The following is a 17,691-nucleotide window of genomic DNA, read 5'->3' on the forward strand; positions in this document are numbered from 1 at the left end:
GTGACGACCCCGTCCAGCTGTTCGTTTCTGTGACTGCCCAGAGACTCAACGGGCGGCACCTTACAGATTCGAACAAGAATTTGTGCGAATTTGTTGACGCCTGATCGATGCGTCGTTAGCTTGGCCGCCATGTCGACCGATCGTCACCTGGCAGGAGCCCCCATCAGTTGGGGAGTCTGCGAGGTCCCCGGCTGGGGCGCGATGCTGCCTCCCGATCGCGTGTTCGGCGAGATGGCCGGCCTCGGCCTGACCGCCACCGAGCTTGGCCCCGTCGACGACTACTTGCCATTGGACGCCGCGGCGATCCGCAGCGCGCTCGCGCCCCATGGCCTACAACTGCTCGGCGGCTTCGTCCCGCTCGTGCTGCACGACGCCGCGCTGCGCGAGGACGCGCTGGCGCAGGCGCGCCGGGTGGCGTCGGTGATGGCCGACGCGGGCGCCTCGGTCTTCGTGTTGGCGATCGTGCAGGACGCCGACTGGTCGGCGCCGCAGCCGCTGGACGACGACGGCTGGGCGACGCTCGCCGCAGGCGTCGACGCGGTCGCCACCGCGACCGCCGAGCTGGGGCTGACGACCGTCGTGCACCCACACCAGGGCACGCTGATCGAGCGCCGCGCCGAGGTCGACCGCCTCGCGTCGTCGAGCGAGGTCGCGTGGTGCCTGGATCCCGGCCACCTCGCGCTCGGCGGCTACGACCCGCTGGAGTTCGTGGCCGCTCACGGCGACCGCGTCGCCCACGTCCATCTCAAGGACGTTGACTTGAAGGTCGCCGCGCGCCTGAACGCCGGCGAGTTGACGCTGATGGCCGCCGTCCAGGCCGGGCTGTTCGTGCCGCTGGGCTCCGGCGACGCGGACATCGCCGCGCTGGTCGCCGCGCTCGACGCCCGTGGCTACGACGGCTGGATGGTGCTGGAGCAGGATTGCGCGATCACCGGCGCGGCGCCGGAGCCTGGCGAGGGTCCCGTGCGCGACGCGGCGGCGAGCCTCGAGTTCCTGCGCACGATCGGCGCCGGAGTCCGATGACCGGCTCCGAGCTGCGGGTCGGCGTCATCGGGACCGGCCGCATCGGCCGCCTCCACGCCGAGCTGCTGCACCGCCGCGTGGCGGGCGCGCGTGTCGCGATGGTCTTCGACGCCCACGCGCCGAGCGCCGCCGCGGTCTCGGCGGAGCTGGGCGTCCCGGTCGCCTCCAGCGCGCAGGAGCTGATCGAGTCCGACGCCGTCGACGCGGTCGCGATCTGCACGAGCACCGACACGCACGTCGCGCTGATCCTCGCCGCGGCCGCCGCGGGCAAGGCGATCTTCTGCGAGAAGCCGGTGTCGCTGGACCTCGCGGCGGTCGACGCCGCGCTGGACGCGGTCGCCACCGCGTCGCTGACCTTCCAGATCGGCTTCAACCGCCGCTTCGACCCGTCGCACGCCGCCGTCCGCGCGGCGGTCGCCGACGGCAGCGTCGGTGCGCCGCACCTCGTGCGGATCACCAGCCGCGATCCGGAGCCGCCACCGCTCTCATACGTGCGCACGTCGGGCGGGATCTTCTTGGACATGACGATCCACGACTTCGACATGGCGCGCTTCATCACCGGCAGCGAGGTCGTCGCGGTCAGCGCGCACGGCGCGCTGCGGATCCGCCCGGAGTTCAGCGAGGCCGGCGACGTCGATACCGCGATCGTCACGCTCGAGCACGCCGACGGGACGCTGACCTCGATCGACAACTCGCGCCAGGCGTCCTACGGCTACGACCAGCGCGTCGAGGTCCACGGCGCGCGCGGGATGGCGGCGTCGGAGAACCCGTTGGCCAACACCGCGCTGGTGCGCGACGCCGCGGGCACCGCGACCGCGCCGCTGCCGTTCTTCTTCATCGACCGCTACGTGCCCGCCTACCTCGCGCAGTGGGACGCGTTCGTGGCGGCGGTTCGCACCGGCGCGCCCGGGTCGCCCGGCGTCGCCGACGCCCGTGCGCCGCTGGTCATCGGGTTGGCGGCGCTGCGCTCGCGGGCCGAGGGCCGCCGCGTTGAGATCGCCGAGATCGAGGCGGAGGTCCTCGCGCGATGACCTATGACCTGCTCGCCATGGGCCGGATCAGCGTCGACCTCTACCCCGAGCAGTCCGGCGTCGTGCTGGAGGACGTGTCGACGTTCGCCAAGTCCCTGGGCGGCTCACCGACCAACGTCGCGGTCGCCGCGGCGCGGCTGGGCAACCGCTCGGCGATCCTGACGAAGGTCGGCGACGACCCCTTCGGGCGCTACGCGCGCCGCGCGCTGACCGAGTTCGGCGTCGACGCGGCGCTGGTCGGGACCGACCCGGAGCTGCGCACGCCGCTGGCGTTCTGCGAGCTGCATCCGCCCGACCACTTCCCCTTGCTCTTCTACCGCCAGCCGAGCGCGCCGGACCTCCAGCTGCGCGAGGACGAGCTGCCGCTGGACGCCGTGGTCTCCGCGCGGATCCTGTGGACGACCGGCACCGGGCTATCGGCCGAGCCGTCGCGCAGCGCGACGCTCGCCGCGCTGTGCGCGCGCCGTGAGGCCGACCCGGACGCTTTGATCGTCCACGACCTCGACCACCGGCCGATGTTCTGGAAGGACCCCCGCGAGGCAGGCGAACAGGCGCGGGCCGCGTTGTCCTACGCCTCGGTCGCCGTCGGCAACCGCGAGGAGGTCGAGGTGGCGGTCGGGACGTCGGATCCGGACGCCGCGGCGAGCGAGTTGTTGGCATTGGGCGTGCGCGTCGCGATCGTCAAGCGCGGCCCGGCCGGCGTGCTCGTCGCCACGCGCGACGGCCGCTGGGACATTCCGCCGGTGCCGGTCGACGTCGTCTGCGGCCTCGGCGCCGGCGACGCGTTCGGCGGCGCGCTCTGCCACGGCCTGCTGGCCGGGTGGGAGCCGGAGCGCTGCGTGCGCCTGGCCAACGCGGCGGGCTCGTTCGTCGCCGGGCAGCTCGCGTGCGCCGATGCGATGCCGACGCTGGCCGACTTGGGCGGCGAGGCGGTGGCGGCATGACCCGCATGACCGTCGCCCAGGCGCTGGTGCGGTTCCTCAGCGTCCAGTACGTCGAGCGCGACGGCGTCCGCGAGCGGTTCTTCGCCGGGTGCCTCGGGATCTTCGGCCACGGCAACGTCGCCGGGCTGGGCGAGGCGCTGTACGCGTCGCGTGATGAGTTCCCCTACATCCCGGGCCGCAACGAGCAGGCGCTCGTGCACATCGCCGCGGGCTACGCGCGCCAGCGCGACCGCCTCGGCGCCTACGCGGTGACGACGTCGATCGGCCCCGGCGCGACGAACCTCGTCACCGGCGCGGCGTTGGCCACCATCAACCGCCTTCCCGTGCTGCTGCTGCCGGGCGACACGTTCGCCACGCGCGCGCCGCACCCCGTTCTCCAACAACTCGAGGTCGAGCACGACGGCACCGTGTCGGTCAACGACGCGCTGCGCCCGGTCTCCCGCTACTTCGACCGCGTCGTCCGCCCCGAGCAGCTCGTGCCCGCGGCGTTGGAGGCGATGCGCGTGCTGACCGATCCGGCGCAGACCGGCGCGGTCACGCTCGCGCTGCCGCAGGACGTGCAGGCCGAGGTCGTCGAGGTCCCGGAGGCGTTCCTGGAGCCGCGCACCTGGCTGATCCAGCGCCAGCCGCCAGCTCCCGAGGGCCTCGCGCGCGCGATCGAGCTGATCCGCTGCGCCCAACGCCCGCTGATCGTCGCGGGCGGCGGCGTCGTCTACTCGCGCGCGTGCGAGGCGCTGCGCGCACTGGTCGCCGCCACGGGCATCCCGGTCGGCGAGACGCACGCGGGCCGCGGCGCGCTGCCGAGCGACCATGTTGGTGCCCTTGGCGCGATCGGCGCGACCGGCACGGCGGCCGCCAACCGGCTCGCGCGCGAGGCCGATCTGGTGATCGGGATCGGCACGCGCTGGAGCGACTTCACCACCGCCTCGAAGACCGCCTTCCAGGACGACGGCGTCCGGTTCGTCAACGTCAACGTCTGCTCGTTCGACGCGGCCAAGCACGCCGGGCTGCAACTGGTCGGCGACGCGCGCGTCACGCTCGACGCCCTCCGCTCCGCCCTCTCCGGCCACACCGCCGACCCCGCGTGGACCGCCCGCGCCGAGAGCGAGCGCGCGACGTGGGCGGACGAAGTGGCGCGCGTGGTCTCGCTCCCCGCTCCCGACGCGCCGCTCACGCAGGCGTCCGTCATCGGCGCGGTCAACGACGCGGCCGGCGAGACCGGCGTCGTCGTCCAGGCCGCGGGCTCGCTGCCCGGCGACCTGCACAAGCTGTGGGTCGCGCGCGACCCGGCGGGCAAGGGCTACCACGTCGAGTATGGGTTCTCGTGCATGGGCTATGAGATCCCGGGCGGGATCGGCGTCAAGCTCGCCGCACCCGAGCGCGAGGTGTACGTGTTGGTCGGCGACGGCTCCTACCTGATGTCGCCGGGCGAGCTGGCGACCGCGGTCGCGCTGCGCGCGCGCATCGTGTTGGTGCTGGTGCAGAACCATGGCTATGCCTCGATCGGCGCGCTGTCGCGCTCGGTCGGCGGCGCCGGGTTCGGGACCCACCACCGCGTCGACGACGCCGGCGCGCCAGTGCTCGACGACGCCGAGGGCGACGCCCTTGCCGCGCCGGCGGACGCGCTGCCGATCGACCTCGCCGCCAACGTCGAGAGCCTCGGCATCCCGGTCACGCGCGCGCACACGCGCGAGGAACTGACCGCCGCGCTGGCCGCCGCCCGCACCGCCGACGGCCCCGTCGCCGTCCACGTCGAGGTCGACCGCTTCCACACCGTCGGCGGCTACGAGAGCTGGTGGGACGTCCCGGTCGCCGCCGTCTCCGAGCGCCCGGAGGTCGTCGCGGCCCGCGCGCGCTACGAAGACGAGCGCGCCGCGCAGCGCGCGTACCTCCGCCCAGCATGAGCACCATCCTGCAACGCCCCGCTCCCGACGGCTCCGTGGTCGTCACCCCGGAGTCCGCGGGCTGGACCTACGTCGGCTTCGAGGCCATCACCTTGGCACCGGCCGCGATCGTCGAGCGCGACACCGGCGACCGCGAGGCCTGCGTCGTCGTGATCTGCGGCACGATCCACGTGCGCTCGGCGCACGGCGAGTGGCGCGACCTCGGCGGCCGGCCCGACCCGTTCTCCGGCCCGCCCGAGGCGGCCTACCTGCCCCCGGGCACCGTCTACTGCGTCCAGGCGGGCGACGACGGCGCGGAGGTCGGCATCTGCACGGCGCCCGCCGAGCGCGGCACCGAGGCCCGGCCCCTGCGCGCGGCCGACGTCGAGGTCGTCCGGCGTGGCTACGACACACACGAGCGCGTGGTCGGGAACATCATGATGGACAACCAGGCGGCCGAGCGGCTCCTGGTCACCGAGGTCATCACGCCTTCCGGCCACTGGTCCAGCTACCCGCCGCACAAGCACGACCGCGACACGCTGCCGGACGAGTCGCTGCTCGAAGAGACCTACTACCACCGCGTCGCGCCCGCCGACGGCTTCGGGATCCAGCGCGTCTACACCGACGACCGCTCGCTCGATGAGACCGTCGCCGTCCACGACCGCGACGTCGTGCTGGTGCCCCGCGGCTACCACACGGTCGCCGCGCCACCCGGCGTCGCCGTCTACTACCTCAACGTGATGGCTGGGCCTTCCCGGCAGTGGGCGTTCACCGACGACCCGGCCTTGGCCTGGACGCGCGCCGACGGCGCGACGCTCGATCCCTCCCTCCTCCCCTTTTCCCTATGACGATCTCCACCGACCTGTTGAACAACTACATCGGCGGCACGTGGGTCCCCGCGCGCGACGCCGCAGGCACGCTCGACGTGATCGCCCCCGCGACCGGCGCGACGCTCGCGCAGGTCCCGCTCAGCGGCGCGGCCGACGTCGACGCCGCGGTCGCCGCCGCCCGCGCGGCGCTCCCGGCGTGGCGCGACGTCAACGTCATCGAGCGCGCGCGGCGGCTGTTCGCGCTGCGCGAGGGCTTGATCGCGCGGTCCGAGGACCTCGCGCAGAGCGTCACCGCCGAGATGGGCAAGACGATCGGCGACGCGCGCGCCGAGGTCGCCCGCGCGGTCGAGATGGTCGAGGCGGCCTGCGCGATCCCGACGACGATGCAGGGCCGGATCCTCGAGGACGTCTCGCGCGGGATCGACGCCGAGACGATCCGCCAGCCGGTCGGCGTCTGCGCGGCGATCGCCCCGTTCAACTTCCCCATGATGGTGCCGTTCTGGTTTCTGCCGTTTGCGATCGGCTGCGGCAACACCTTCGTGTTGAAGCCGTCCGAGCAGGTGCCGATGACCCAGCAGATCGCCTTCGAGGTTCTCGATGGCATTGGGTTGCCGCCCGGCGTCGTCAACCTCGTCAACGGCGGCCGCGAGGTCGTCGAAGGGCTGCTCGACCACCCCGGCGTCAACGCGATCTCGTTCGTCGGCAGCGCCCCGGTGGCCAAGCTGGTCTACGAGCGCGCGGCCAAGACCGGCAAGCGCGTGCAGGCGCTCGGCGGGGCCAAGAACCACATGGTGGTCATGCCCGACGCGGTGATCGGCAAGACCGTTGACGGCCTGCTTGCGAGCGCGTTCGGCGCGGCCGGCCAGCGCTGCATGGCGGGCTCGGTCGTCGTCACGGTCGGAGACGCGCACGAGGCGTTGATCGGGCCGCTGGCCGAGGCGACGCGCGCGCTGAGCGTCGGCGACGGCGCCGACGCGTCCACCGACGTCGGCCCGGTGATCTCGTGCCAAGCGCGCGACCGGATCGCGGCGCACGTCGACGCGGCGGTCGCCGCGGGCGCGGTCGCGGTGGTCGACGGCCGCGGGGTCGAAGGCGTCGCCGAGGGCGGCGCGTTCGTCGGCCCGACGATCCTCGACGACGTCGCACCCGATGCGGAGATCGTCGCCGAGGAGGTCTTTGGGCCGGTCCTGACGATCGTGCGCGCCGAGACGCTCGACGACGCAATTGCGATCGTCAACGCGTCGCGCTTTGGCAACGGCACGTCGATCTTCACCGAGAGCGGCGCCGCGGTGCGTCGCTACCGCCATGAGGTCGAGGCCGGCATGGTCGGCGTCAACATCGGCGTCGCGGCACCCGTCGCCTTCTTCCCGTTCAGCGGCTGGAAGGACTCGTTCTTGGGTGACCTGCACGCGCACGGCCCGGACGCCGTGGAGTTCTTCACCAGGAAGAAGACCGTGACCAGCCGCTGGTTCTCCGACGGCCAGGGCTCCGGCTCCTACTTCGTGGAGCGCTAGCCGATGTTCCTGTTGGCCTTCGACCACCGCGGCGTGTTCGCGCGGACGGTCTTCGACACCGACGGCGACCCGACGCCCGAGCAGGAGGTGCTGATGGCCGACGCCAAGCACCTCATCTTCGAGGGTGGCCGCCGCGCCCTGGAGCTGCGCGACCTGCCCGCCGGCCAGGTCGGCGTGCTGGTCGACGAGCTCTACGGCGCGCAGGTCGCGCGCGACGCCAAGGCCGACGGGTTGTTGGTGGTGATGCCCGTCGAGGCCCCCGACCGCGAGCTCTTCGACTTCGCCTACGGCGACGAATGGCGCGCGCACGTCGAGGCCTTCGACCCCACCTTTGCCAAGGTGCTCGTGCGCTACAACGCCGACGGCGACGCCGCCGGCAACGCGGAGCAGTCCGCGCGCTTGGCCGAGTTGTCGGGGTGGTTGCGCGAGACCGGCCGCAAGTTGCTGTTCGAGTTGATCGTCGTTCCGACTGAAGCGCAGCTCGCCACCGTCGAGGGCGACCGCCTGCGCTTTGAGCTGGAGCTGCGGCCCGCGCTGATCGTGCGGGCGATCGAGGAGCTCCAGGTGACCGGCGTCGAGCCCGACGTCTGGAAGCTCGAAGGCCTCGACGCGCCGCAGGACGCCGCAGCAGCAGCCCGCGTTGCCCGCACCGGTCCCGGCCGTGCGGACGTCGCGCTGACGATCCTCGGCGCGGGCGCGCCCGACGACCGCGTCGACCACTGGCTGCGCATCGCCGCGTCCACCGAAGGCTTCGCCGGCTTTGCGATCGGCCGCTCGATCTGGCGCGGTCCGGTCCGCGCGCACCTCGCCGGAACGCTCTCCCGCGAGGACGCGGCGCAGCAGATCGCGACGAGCTACCTGCGGTTCGTGGACGTGTTCCGCGCGGGCTGAGCCCGCGCCACGGTCGAGACCGAGGTGACACTGACAGCGGTCGCGCGCGGCGGAAGACTCGCCCGCATGAGCCCGCTGTTCGGTCCAGACCCGCAGAAGGTCCTCGCGCGTGGCGCGCAGATGCAGGGCCGCATCGTCGGCATCCGGGTCGGCTTCACGCACGACGACGAACCGATCCGGATGGATCACTACGCCGTCGAGGCGGGTGGGCAGCTGTACGGCATCCGCCAGCGGCTGGACCCAGAGGAGGAGGTGCGCCTCGGGCAGACGGTCGGCCTGCGCGTCGACAAGGACGCGGCGGTCATCGAGTGGGGCACCGTCGGCACGACCCGGTGGAAGCGGCTAAAGGAGCCGCCCGCGCCCGGGATCGAGGACGACAGCGACGGCCTCGGCAAGGCGCGGCAGAAGTGGGTCGAAGGGACCGCGACGATCGTCCGCACCGGGCGGCGCTCGATCATGATGGGGTTGACCAAGGTCTCCGACGCGGTCGTCGTGGTCCACGTCGACGGGCACGAGGACTACGAGTTGACGATCAAGAACGTGGTCCCGTCGTTCTATGCCACGCACCTGTTCGCCGCAGGCCGCACGCTGCCGGCGTGGGTCGACCCCAAGCGCCCCGACAAGGTCAAGCTCGACTGGGCGCGCGCGGCGATGGCCGACCCCGGCGTCGGGCAGCCGCCGGCGATCGCGCGCAAGGACGAGGTCGCGGAGATCGAGCCGCCGCCGATCGCGGCCGACGGCTTCGCGGCCAAGCTGATGGCCCGTGCCGGCGTGGCGGTCGACGGCGACCCGCACGCGGTGCAGGACCTGGTCTCCTGGGACGCGTTCGTCGCCGTGCAGCGCGCGATCGCCGCCGACGGCTGGACCGAGGACCCCGCGCGCCAGGAGCAGTTGGCGGTCGGGGCCGGCGTCCCGCCCCGCGAGTGGGCGGGCGCGCGCGAGCGCTGGATGGGTCGGATCAGCTCGGACCTCGGGATCGCCCAGGCCTACCGGGTCGCGATGGGCGGCTGAGCGATGGCCGCCTCGCCGCCGCCGCGGCTGGTCGTCGGCACCGAACGCCGCCACGGCTGGGTCAAGGCCGGCGCCATCATGATCGCCGTCGGCGCGCTGATCCTGGCCATCGGCGCGGCGACCGCCTGGCTGGCGCAGACCACGCACGTCGCCTTCGCCGCCGACCGCGCCGAGATCCCGCACCCGCTGCGCTTCGACAGCGGCGGCCGCCACGAACTGCTCCTGCTCGCCGACCCGGCGGTGCTCCGGCGCCCCTACCAAGCCAATGCCATTGCCCAGATGAGCTGCGTCGTGGACAAGCCAGACGGCACCCGTCAGACGATCGACCTCAGCTACGCGGCCACCCGCACCGAGTCCAGCGTCGGCGAGCAGATGGCCGCCTTCGAGACGCCGCCGGGTGGCACCACCGTGGTCTGCGACTTCGACGACCATCGCACGTCCTCCAACTACTTCTACGTCGTCGCACGCGCCCGCAAGTCGGTCGCGGTGGCGGCGATCGCGCTGTTCGTCGGCGGCCTCCTGCTGCTCTTCGCAGGCGTGTGGGTGCTCGGCGTCGGCTGGCGCGGACGCGCGGTGATCAGGAATCGAGAAGCGGGATCGGCCGACCCGGCGTAGCTTCGCCGGCATGCCCAGCACGATCACGACGACGACCATCGACCACATCACCTTGGAGGTCCCGGACCCCGCCGCGGCGGAGCGGTTCTACGAGCAGGCGTTCGGCCTCGGCGACCGGATCCGGGTCCGCGCCGCGGATGGCGCATCGACCTCGACCGGCTTCCGCGGCTTCACGCTCTCGCTCGTGGTGGCGGGCCCGAGCACGGTGGACGGGTTCGTCGCCAGCGCCGTGAGCGCGGGCGCGACGGTGGTCAAGCCCGCCAAGAAGAGCCTCTGGGGCTACGGCGGCGTGGTGCAGGCGCCGGACGGGACGCTCTGGAAGGTCGCGACCTCCTCCAAGAAGGACGACGGGACGGCAACGCGCGATGTTGATGACCTCGTGTTGCTGCTCGGCGTCGCGGACGTGAAGGCGAGCAAGAAGTTCTACGTCGATCAGGGCCTGGCCGTCGGCAAGAGCTTCGGGAGCAAGTACGTGGAGTTCGAGGCCGATGAGGCTCCGGTCAAGTTGGCGCTCTACGGGCGCAAGGCGTTGGCCAAGGACGCGGGCGTCGACCCGGAGGGCAGCGGCGCGCACCGGATCGCGATCGCCAGCGGCGAGGCGTTCACCGATCCGGACGGCTTCGCCTGGGAGTAGCTCAGCGGCAGTAGCGCGGGCGGGCGCAGCCGACGATGACGCTCGGGTCGCGCTTGCGCTTGAAGACGCCGCCGCCGTTTGACTGGTCGCCGGCGCTGCCGCTGCTCGTGTTGCCCTCGATCGTGTAGCCGTCGCCGAGGTAGATGCCGACGTGGTGGACCGGGTCGCGGCTGCCGCCCGGGAAGCGGAACAGGACGAGGTCGCCGGGCTTGCGGTCCTTCCACGCGTAGAAGCCCTCATAGCCGCCGGTGCGCGCGTGGGCGGCGGCGAGGATCGACGGCGTGTAGACCACGCTGTTGGAGATCGGGACGCCGCCGACGCGCCGGACCGCGTAGCCGACGAACGCGCCGCACCAGTAGGTGCCGCCGATGCCGAACTCGGACTGCCACTTGTCGATCTCGGCGCCGCGGTTGGAGTTGGCGGGGCGCTCGACGGTCCCGACCTTGGACTCACACCAGCGCAGCACCTTGTCGACCGACCCGCCCTCCTTCGCGCGCTTCTTGGCGAGCTTGAGCTGCTCGGGCGTGCGCGTCTCGGGGTCCTCGACGATCCGCTGCGCGCCGATCGTCGGGCCCTTGGCGATCGTCTCGTCGTTGAGGCCGAGCGCGTAGGCGACCTCGCGGTAGGCGGCGTTGGTCTCGGGGCCGTACTCGCCGTCGGCCTCGACGCGCAGCCCGAGCTTGCGCGCGCGCAGCCGGGCGTTGAGCGCCTCCTGGAAGCGCTTGATGTCCTTGCCTTTCATGTAGGGGCTGGTCAGGACGAAGGCGCGGCGCTGGCCGGCCGGGGCGGGCGCCGGCGCGGGCTTGGCCTTGGGGCGCGCCGGCTTGGGGCGCGGCGGCGCGGCGGGGCCGCCCCCGCCGCCGACGTCCTCCAACAGGTCGTGCCAGTGGCGCTGCTTGGCCAGCCAGTCGCGACCGTAGGCCTCGGCGGCGTCGCCGGTGCCGTTGTAGCGCGCGGCGCCGCGCTGCTTGCCGTGCTTCTGGATCAAGGCCTTGGCGATCCCGAACCCGACGCGCATGTTGTAGGCCGGCTTCCAACAGCCGCCGAGCTGGTCGGCGTGATCCTGGAACTGCCACCACGTCAGCTGGCACGGGCCGACGCCCTGCATGCCGTGCCCGGCGCGCCGGGCGCTGACGTACTGCTGGTAGCGGGTGCGGTTGACGGTCCCGCCCTTGATGGGGTTCGGGACCGCGTCGTGGCCGAAGAGGTTGAGGCCGAACGCGGCGCGCCCGTGCTCGTCGCGCCCGGAAGACTCTTTTTGCAGGAACGCCAAGGCATAGGACAACGGCAGGCCGACGCGCACCGCCTCCTGCACGGTCGTGCGCGGGTACTTGCAGCCCTGCTCGGCCAGCCATCTGGCGCGCGCCTCCTGCAACGGCGTGAGCGTCATCGCGGGTCGCCTCCTTCGTCGTCGTCCTCTTCTTCCAGCGCGGGCGCCGCCATCGCCGCCTCGACCTCCCCGAGGCTGACGTCCGGCGCGCCCTCGTCCACCGCTTCGCCCTCGCCCTCGTCCGCGACGGCCTCGTCGTCGTCCTCCTCGTCGATCGGCGGGGTGTCTTCCACGCCTTCGACGTCGCCGAGGCTCAGGCCGGTCACCGGGCTCTCCTCGCCGTAGTGCTCGACCTCGTCGACCTCCTCGTCCTCAACCACTTCTGCTGCCGCGGGCGACGCGGCGGGCAGCTCGACCGGCGGCGCGACGAGGACGCCCGTGGCCGGGCTCGGCGGGACGACGGACTTGTTGGCGGCCACGCTCTCCTGCAGCTCGTCGCCGACCCGGTTGAGCAGCCGCTCGGCGAAGCCGAACAGGATCGCCAGGCCGAGCAGCGGCGCCTTCGGGTTGCGGATGTCGTCGGCGGTGACCGTGCCGAGCTGCTCCTTCAGGTTGAGGATCTCGAGGTCCTGGAGCAAGGACACGAAGAACAGCCCGACCCACGCCGACAGCGCGCCCGCGACCGGCGTCAGCGCCAGGCTCGACCAGCTCAGGCCGTAGTCGCTGGCGACGTCACGCTGTTGAAGCGCCGACCGCATCCGGGCGACGACCGCGCCGGTGGCGCCGGCCGCGAACACCGCGTCGTACTCGTGCTGGGTCAGCAACAGGATCAAGACCAGGCCGACGCTCGCGATCCAGACCACGCGCGTCTGCGCGGTGGCGAGGTTGGCGAACTTCACGTCGCGCGCGTCGAACAACTCCACCAAGAACTCGTTGAGCGTCGCGCGCGCGGTCGCGTCTTGGGCGGGCGTCCACGCCGTGCGCAGCGCGACGCTCCAGTAGTCCTGCGAGGACGCCGGCAGCTCGCTGACCTCCGCGCGCCCTCGCGCCAGCCGCGCGCTGACCTGCTCGAACGACATCCCCGCGATTGCCAGCCGCTGCGCGTCGTGGCCCAACCGCCAGATCGCGATGTCCCGCGCGCCGCTCCAGCTCAGCATCCGCAGCAGCGCGTTGGGCTGATCGTTGCGCAGCTGTCGTGCGCGCCCGATCGCGTCCAGCGCGCCCTTGGCCTCTCCGGGCAGAGCGAGGATCTCGGCCTCCAACCCGTCGAGCATCGCCTCCGACGCCCGTTGCTGCGGCCGCGCGACGAACAGCCATCGCGTGAGCAGCAACACGAAGAAATAGGCCACTATGAGCCCGATCGACCAGCCTTCGGTGTTGGTCGTCTGCGCCGCCAGCATGCTCGCTCTGGCGGCGACCCTACTCCCGGGTCCCAGCGATCCCCAATGCTCTAGCCCGCTTACTGGCCATAGGTCCAGTGCCGTCGGTCAGAACGGCCACACCACCGGAACCCAGAGGATCGCGACCAGCGCGTAGGCGGCCAAGAACGGCAACGCGAAGCGCCAGTAGTCGCCGAAGCGATAGCCCGCCGGGCCCATGATCATCAGGTTGCCCGGCGTGGAGATCGGGGTCAGGAACGAGGCGCTGCAGGCGACCGCGATCGACATCAGGATCGGGCGCGGTGAAACGTGCAGCGCGTCGGCGGCAGAAAGGCCGACGGGGATCAGGATCAGCGCGGTCGCCGTGTTGCTGACGGCGATGCTGAAGGCGACCGCGACCAGGAACAAGGCCACCAACATGACGTGCGGGCCGGCGTTGCCGACGACGTCGAGCAGCACGTCGGCGAGGTCGTCCGCGGCGCCCGTGGTCTGTAGCGCGTGCGACAGCGGGATCAGGCCGGCGATCAGGATCACGGTCGTCCAGTGGATCGCGCGATAGGCCGCGTCGACGTCCATGACCCGCAACACCACCAGCGCGCTGGCCGCCAACACCCCGGCGACCGCGGGCGGCATCAGCCCGGCGCCCAAGGCAACCACCATCGCGGCGAGCACCACCAGCGCGCGCTTGGCCCCCGCGCTCAGCGGCACGACCTGGCGGCGGATGTCGGCAGGGTCGTCGACCACCAGCACGTTGCGATCGAGGTGGCGGTCCAGCGCCTCCCACGGCCCTTCCAACAGCAGCACGTCGCCGGCGGCCAGCGCGACCTCGCCGGCCTCCGCGTCGCGCCCCGCGCGGTGGATGGCCAACACCACCAGGTCGCCGCTCGGCGTCGTCATCCCGGGGAAGAACGCCTGGCCGATCAGCGGCGAGCGCGGCGGGACCACGACCTCCGCCACGCCAGACGCACGCGTGAACAGCTCCTCGTCGACCGCGTACTGCTTCATCAACGTGCGCGCGTGGCCGGAGAGGTCGACCGACAGCTCACGCGGTCGGCGGTCAGGCAGCAGCCGCCCGGCGAAGACGACACCGATGACGATCGCGGCGACCACCAGCGGCACGCCCACCAGCGCGAACTCGAAGAACCCGAACGGCTGCCCGGTCGCCGCCTCGGCCTCCTCGGCGACCAGCACGTTGACCGGCGACCCCATCAACACCAACAACGCACCGGCGTGCGCCGCGAAGGCCATCGGCATCAGGAGCTTCGACGGCGCGCGTTGCAACCGCAGCGCGACGAGCACGGTCATCGGCAGCAGCGCGGCGATCGCGCCGTTGGGCGTCAGCACCGCCGACAGCAGCGCGCTCAAGGCCAACACCATCGCCACCAACCGCGAGGACCGGTCCCCCGCCGCAGCCATCAGCCGCCGCCCCGCCCACGTCGTCACCCCGGTCGCGTCGAGCGCCTCGCTGACCACGAACAGCGACGCGATGAAGATCACCGTCGGATCGCCGAAGCCCGCGAACGTCGCCTCAACGCCGATCACCCCCGCCGCGTAGAGCGCCAGCGGCACCGCCAGCGCGACGATCGCCACCGGCAGCCGGTTGACCACGAACAGCGCGATCGCGACGCCGAGGACGACGAACGTGACCGCCGCGTCGTCCACGCGCTAGACCACTAGACCGGCCAGCCCGGGCCCAGCGGGATGCCCAGCAGGTACCAGACCACGAAGAAGACCACCCAGAACGCCGCGACGACAAACGCATAGGGCACCATCAACGCGATCACGGTCCCGATCCCCGCGCCCTTCTGGTAGCGCGCGGCGAAGACCACCATCAACGGGAAGTAGGGCATCAGCGGTGTGATCACGTTGATCGGCGAGTCGCCGACGCGGTAGGCGGCCAGCACGGTCTGCGGCGCGACGCCCAGGCGCAGCATCAGCGGCACGAAGATCGGGGCGAGGATCGCCCACTTGGCGATCTTCGCGGGCATGATGATGTCCACCACCATCGTCACCAGGATGATCCCGAGCAGCAGCAGGACCTTGCCGGCGTTGAGCTCCTCCAGCCAGTCGCCGAGCGAGATCGCCACGACCTGCGCGATGTTGCTGAAGTCGAAGTAGGCGATGAACTGCGCGATCAGCAGGAACAAGAACAACAGCGTCGCCAGGCTCGCCCAGGACTTGGTGATCATGCCCAGCGCGTCCTCGGTGCTCTTGATCGTCCCCGCTGCGCGGCCGAACGCCAGCCCCGCAGCCAGGAACGTCGCCGAGATGATCACGATCAGGCTGCTCATCAGCGGCGAGTCGCCGATGATGTCGCCGTTCTCGGGATTGCGCAGCGGCGCGCCGGAAGGCAACGTCAACAACAACACGACGGCTAGGACGCCGAGCACCGCGTATAGCGCCCACCGCAACCCCTTGGCCTCGGCCTCGGCGTCGATCGGCGGGCCCTCCTCGCGCGCCAGCTCCTCCGCGTCGCCGTCGGCGCGGTTCCAGACGCCCAGCCGCGGCTCGACCAACCTGGTGGTGATCAGCGAGATCACGACGGTCAGCACGAGCGTCGAGACGATCCCGAACCAGAGGTTGGCGACCAGGTCGAGGTTGACGGTCGGGTCGACCAGCGCCGCCGCCTCGTTGGTGATGTCGGTCACCACGCCATCGGCCGGCGTCAGCAGGATGTTGACCGCGAACGCGGCGCTCACCGCCCCGAACGCGGCCGCGATCCCCGCCAGCGGATGCCGTCCCACGCTGATGAACGCCGCCGCCGCCAGCGGCACGAGCACCAAGTACCCCGCGTCGCTGGCCACCGAGGACACGATCCCGACGAAGACGATGATGTAGGTCAGCGAGCCCGGTGTCGATATCGCCACCAGCTTGCGTATGAGCGCGCCGACCAGCCCCGAGTACTCGGCGACCCCCACGCCGATCATCGCCACCAAGATCACCCCGACCGCGGCGAAGCCGAGGAAGTTCGAGACGAACGTCGTGAAGATGAAGCGGATGCCGTCGCCGGTCAGCAGCCCCTTGGCCTCGATCCGCTCGACCCGCACCCGGTAGTCCGCGTGCGCGTCCGGCGCGTCGTAGGCCTGGTCGGTGGTCTCGACCTGCGCCGCGGGCGCGTCGGCCACGCGGTGCGTCACGCCGACGTTCGCCCAGTCGAGGATCTGCGACAGGGCGATCACCATGACGATCAGCCCCACGAACAGGATCGCCGGGTTGGGCACGCGGTTGCCCGCGCGCTCGACCCAGCCCAGCGCGCGCTCGGCGAAGCCTCCGCCGGACCCCGCCCCGCCCGCCGGAGCCGCCTCGGCGCTCACTTCCCGAAGGCCTCCGCGTAGAGCCCGAGCCACTCCGCCTCGGCGCGCGTCGCGCGCTCCAGCTCGTCGAGCAGCACGCGCTCGTTGGGCCCGTGGATGTTCGCGTAGCCGTCGGTGGTCCCGACCAGCAGCGCTTCGGCCTCGGGCAGCGCGTTCGCCAGCGCGCTGACGATCGGGATCGACCCGCCGCTGCCCGCCATCAGCACGTCCTTCTCATAGGCCTTGCCCCAGGCAGAGCGCGCCGCCGTGTAGGCGGGCCCGTCGGTCTTGGCCGCGAAGCCGTTGCCGGTCGGCCCGGGCGACACGGACAACTCGATCCCGTAGGGCCGCGCTGAGCGCAGGTGCCCGATGACCGCCCCCTGCGCCTCGCCCGCGTCCTGCTCGGGATGCACGCGCACGTTGAGGACCGCGCGCGCATGGGGCGAGACCGCGTTGACCGCGCCGTCGACTGACGGCACGTCGATGCCGACGACCGTGATCGCCGGGCCCGACCAGACCCGCGACCCAAGTCCACCGCTGCCGATCAGCGGGACGCCGTCGAGCACCGTGCCCAGCTCGCGGAACTGCTCCTCGGCCTGCGCGGGGCCGTCCCACTCGGTGCGCTTCAGCCCCGCGACCGCGACGTCCCCGTGGTCGTCGTGCAGCGAGGCCAGCGCCGCGATCACCGCCAGCAGCGCGTCCGGCGCCGCGCCGCCGTACTGGCCGCTGTGCTTTCCGGACTCCAGGGTGCGCGCCTCGACGGTCACGTTCGCCATCCCGCGCAGCGCGGTCGTCAGCGTCGGCGTCCCGGGCGCGATCGACCCCATGTCGCCGATCACCAGCGCGTCGGCGCGGAAGAGCTCGGGGTCGTCGGCAGGGAAGCCGAGCAGCGCGCCGCTGCCGATCTCCTCGTAGCCCTCGATGCAGAGCCGGATCCCGACCGGTGGCCGCCCGCCCCAGGCCCGCAGCGCGCCGACGTGCATCATGATGTTGGACTTGGTGTCGGCCGCGCCGCGCCCGTAGAGCGCGCCGTCGCGCTCGGTCGGCTCAAACGGCGGCGAGTCCCAGAGCGCTTCATCCCCTGCCGGGACGACGTCGTAGTGGCTGTACAAGAGCACGGTCGGCGCGCCGGGCGGCGCCGGGATCTCGCCGACGATCACCGGCGCCGTGTCCGGGAGGTCGAGGCGGCCGACGGCTACGCCCGCGTCGGCGAACAGCGCGCTCGTCTTCTCGAACGCCTCCAACAACGCGGGGCCGACCTCGCCGGGCACCGAGACCGACGGGATCCGGACCAAGTCCTCCAGGTCGCGCCGCAGCGCCGGCAGCAGGCCGTCCACCGCGGCACGGGCATCGGTCGTCGCGTCGGTCATCTC

At 72.2% G+C, this 17,691-nt stretch carries 15 protein-coding genes; 10 read left to right on the forward strand and 5 right to left on the reverse strand.

Features of this window, described 5'->3' with window-relative positions:
• Positions 1 to 129 precede the first annotated feature (129 nt).
• The 10 genes from ACT01A_RS14685 to ACT01A_RS14730 all read left to right on the forward strand — a co-directional run bounded on the left by ACT01A_RS14685 (position 130) and on the right by ACT01A_RS14730 (position 10,376).
• Positions 130 to 1,023 (forward strand): sugar phosphate isomerase/epimerase family protein, encoded by an 894-nt coding sequence (locus tag ACT01A_RS14685; protein ID WP_445147830.1) that lies wholly within the window; start codon positions 130 to 132, stop codon positions 1,021 to 1,023.
• A complete protein-coding gene (gene iolG, locus ACT01A_RS14690; RefSeq protein ID WP_445147831.1) occupies positions 1,020 to 2,054 on the forward strand; it encodes an inositol 2-dehydrogenase in 1,035 nt (344 codons plus the stop codon). Before ACT01A_RS14685 ends, iolG begins: the two co-directional genes overlap by 4 nt.
• Entirely contained in the window at positions 2,051 to 2,998 is a 948-nt protein-coding gene (iolC, locus tag ACT01A_RS14695) for a 5-dehydro-2-deoxygluconokinase (RefSeq protein ID WP_445147832.1), read from the forward strand. Before iolG ends, iolC begins: the two co-directional genes overlap by 4 nt.
• Entirely contained in the window at positions 2,995 to 4,902 is a 1,908-nt protein-coding gene (gene iolD, locus ACT01A_RS14700; protein WP_445147833.1) for a 3D-(3,5/4)-trihydroxycyclohexane-1,2-dione acylhydrolase (decyclizing), read from the forward strand. The genes iolC and iolD overlap by 4 nt, the downstream gene beginning before the upstream one ends.
• Positions 4,899 to 5,729, forward strand: coding sequence for a 5-deoxy-glucuronate isomerase (iolB, locus tag ACT01A_RS14705; protein WP_445147834.1), 831 nt, complete (start codon positions 4,899 to 4,901; stop codon positions 5,727 to 5,729). Before iolD ends, iolB begins: the two co-directional genes overlap by 4 nt.
• Entirely contained in the window at positions 5,726 to 7,225 is a 1,500-nt protein-coding gene (locus ACT01A_RS14710) for a CoA-acylating methylmalonate-semialdehyde dehydrogenase (protein WP_445147835.1), read from the forward strand. Before iolB ends, ACT01A_RS14710 begins: the two co-directional genes overlap by 4 nt.
• A gap of 3 nt (positions 7,226 to 7,228) precedes the next feature.
• Positions 7,229 to 8,116 (forward strand): 2-deoxy-5-keto-D-gluconate 6-phosphate aldolase domain-containing protein, encoded by an 888-nt coding sequence (locus ACT01A_RS14715; RefSeq protein WP_445147836.1) that lies wholly within the window; start codon positions 7,229 to 7,231, stop codon positions 8,114 to 8,116.
• Between the two features lie 66 nt (positions 8,117 to 8,182).
• The gene (locus ACT01A_RS14720) at positions 8,183 to 9,127 is read left to right on the forward strand and encodes a hypothetical protein (RefSeq protein ID WP_445147837.1); all 945 of its coding nucleotides are present in this window, start codon (positions 8,183 to 8,185) and stop codon (positions 9,125 to 9,127) included.
• A 3-nt stretch (positions 9,128 to 9,130) separates the two neighbouring features.
• The gene (locus tag ACT01A_RS14725; RefSeq protein WP_445147838.1) at positions 9,131 to 9,742 is read left to right on the forward strand and encodes a hypothetical protein; all 612 of its coding nucleotides are present in this window, start codon (positions 9,131 to 9,133) and stop codon (positions 9,740 to 9,742) included.
• A 10-nt stretch (positions 9,743 to 9,752) separates the two neighbouring features.
• Positions 9,753 to 10,376, forward strand: coding sequence for a glyoxalase (locus tag ACT01A_RS14730; RefSeq protein ID WP_445147839.1), 624 nt, complete (start codon positions 9,753 to 9,755; stop codon positions 10,374 to 10,376).
• 1 nt (position 10,377) lies between these two features.
• Here ACT01A_RS14730 and ACT01A_RS14735 read toward each other — a convergent pair whose 3' ends face one another.
• From ACT01A_RS14735 to ACT01A_RS14755, 5 genes are all read right to left on the reverse strand, one after another.
• Positions 10,378 to 11,766, reverse strand: a complete 1,389-nt coding sequence (locus ACT01A_RS14735; RefSeq protein WP_445147840.1) for an NlpC/P60 family protein — start codon at positions 11,764 to 11,766, stop codon at positions 10,378 to 10,380.
• Positions 11,763 to 13,046: a hypothetical protein gene (locus tag ACT01A_RS14740; RefSeq protein WP_445147841.1), complete on the reverse strand. Its 1,284-nt coding sequence runs from the start codon at positions 13,044 to 13,046 to the stop codon at positions 11,763 to 11,765. Before ACT01A_RS14740 ends, ACT01A_RS14735 begins: the two co-directional genes overlap by 4 nt.
• A gap of 87 nt (positions 13,047 to 13,133) precedes the next feature.
• Positions 13,134 to 14,687, reverse strand: a complete 1,554-nt coding sequence (locus ACT01A_RS14745) for an SLC13 family permease (protein ID WP_445147842.1) — start codon at positions 14,685 to 14,687, stop codon at positions 13,134 to 13,136.
• Between the two features lie 11 nt (positions 14,688 to 14,698).
• The gene (locus tag ACT01A_RS14750) at positions 14,699 to 16,339 is read right to left on the reverse strand and encodes an AbgT family transporter (protein ID WP_445147843.1); all 1,641 of its coding nucleotides are present in this window, start codon (positions 16,337 to 16,339) and stop codon (positions 14,699 to 14,701) included.
• Positions 16,336 to 17,688 (reverse strand): M20/M25/M40 family metallo-hydrolase, encoded by a 1,353-nt coding sequence (locus ACT01A_RS14755; RefSeq protein ID WP_445147844.1) that lies wholly within the window; start codon positions 17,686 to 17,688, stop codon positions 16,336 to 16,338. Before ACT01A_RS14755 ends, ACT01A_RS14750 begins: the two co-directional genes overlap by 4 nt.
• Positions 17,689 to 17,691 lie beyond the last annotated feature (3 nt).

It is taken from the genome of Baekduia sp. Peel2402 (assembly GCF_052567285.1).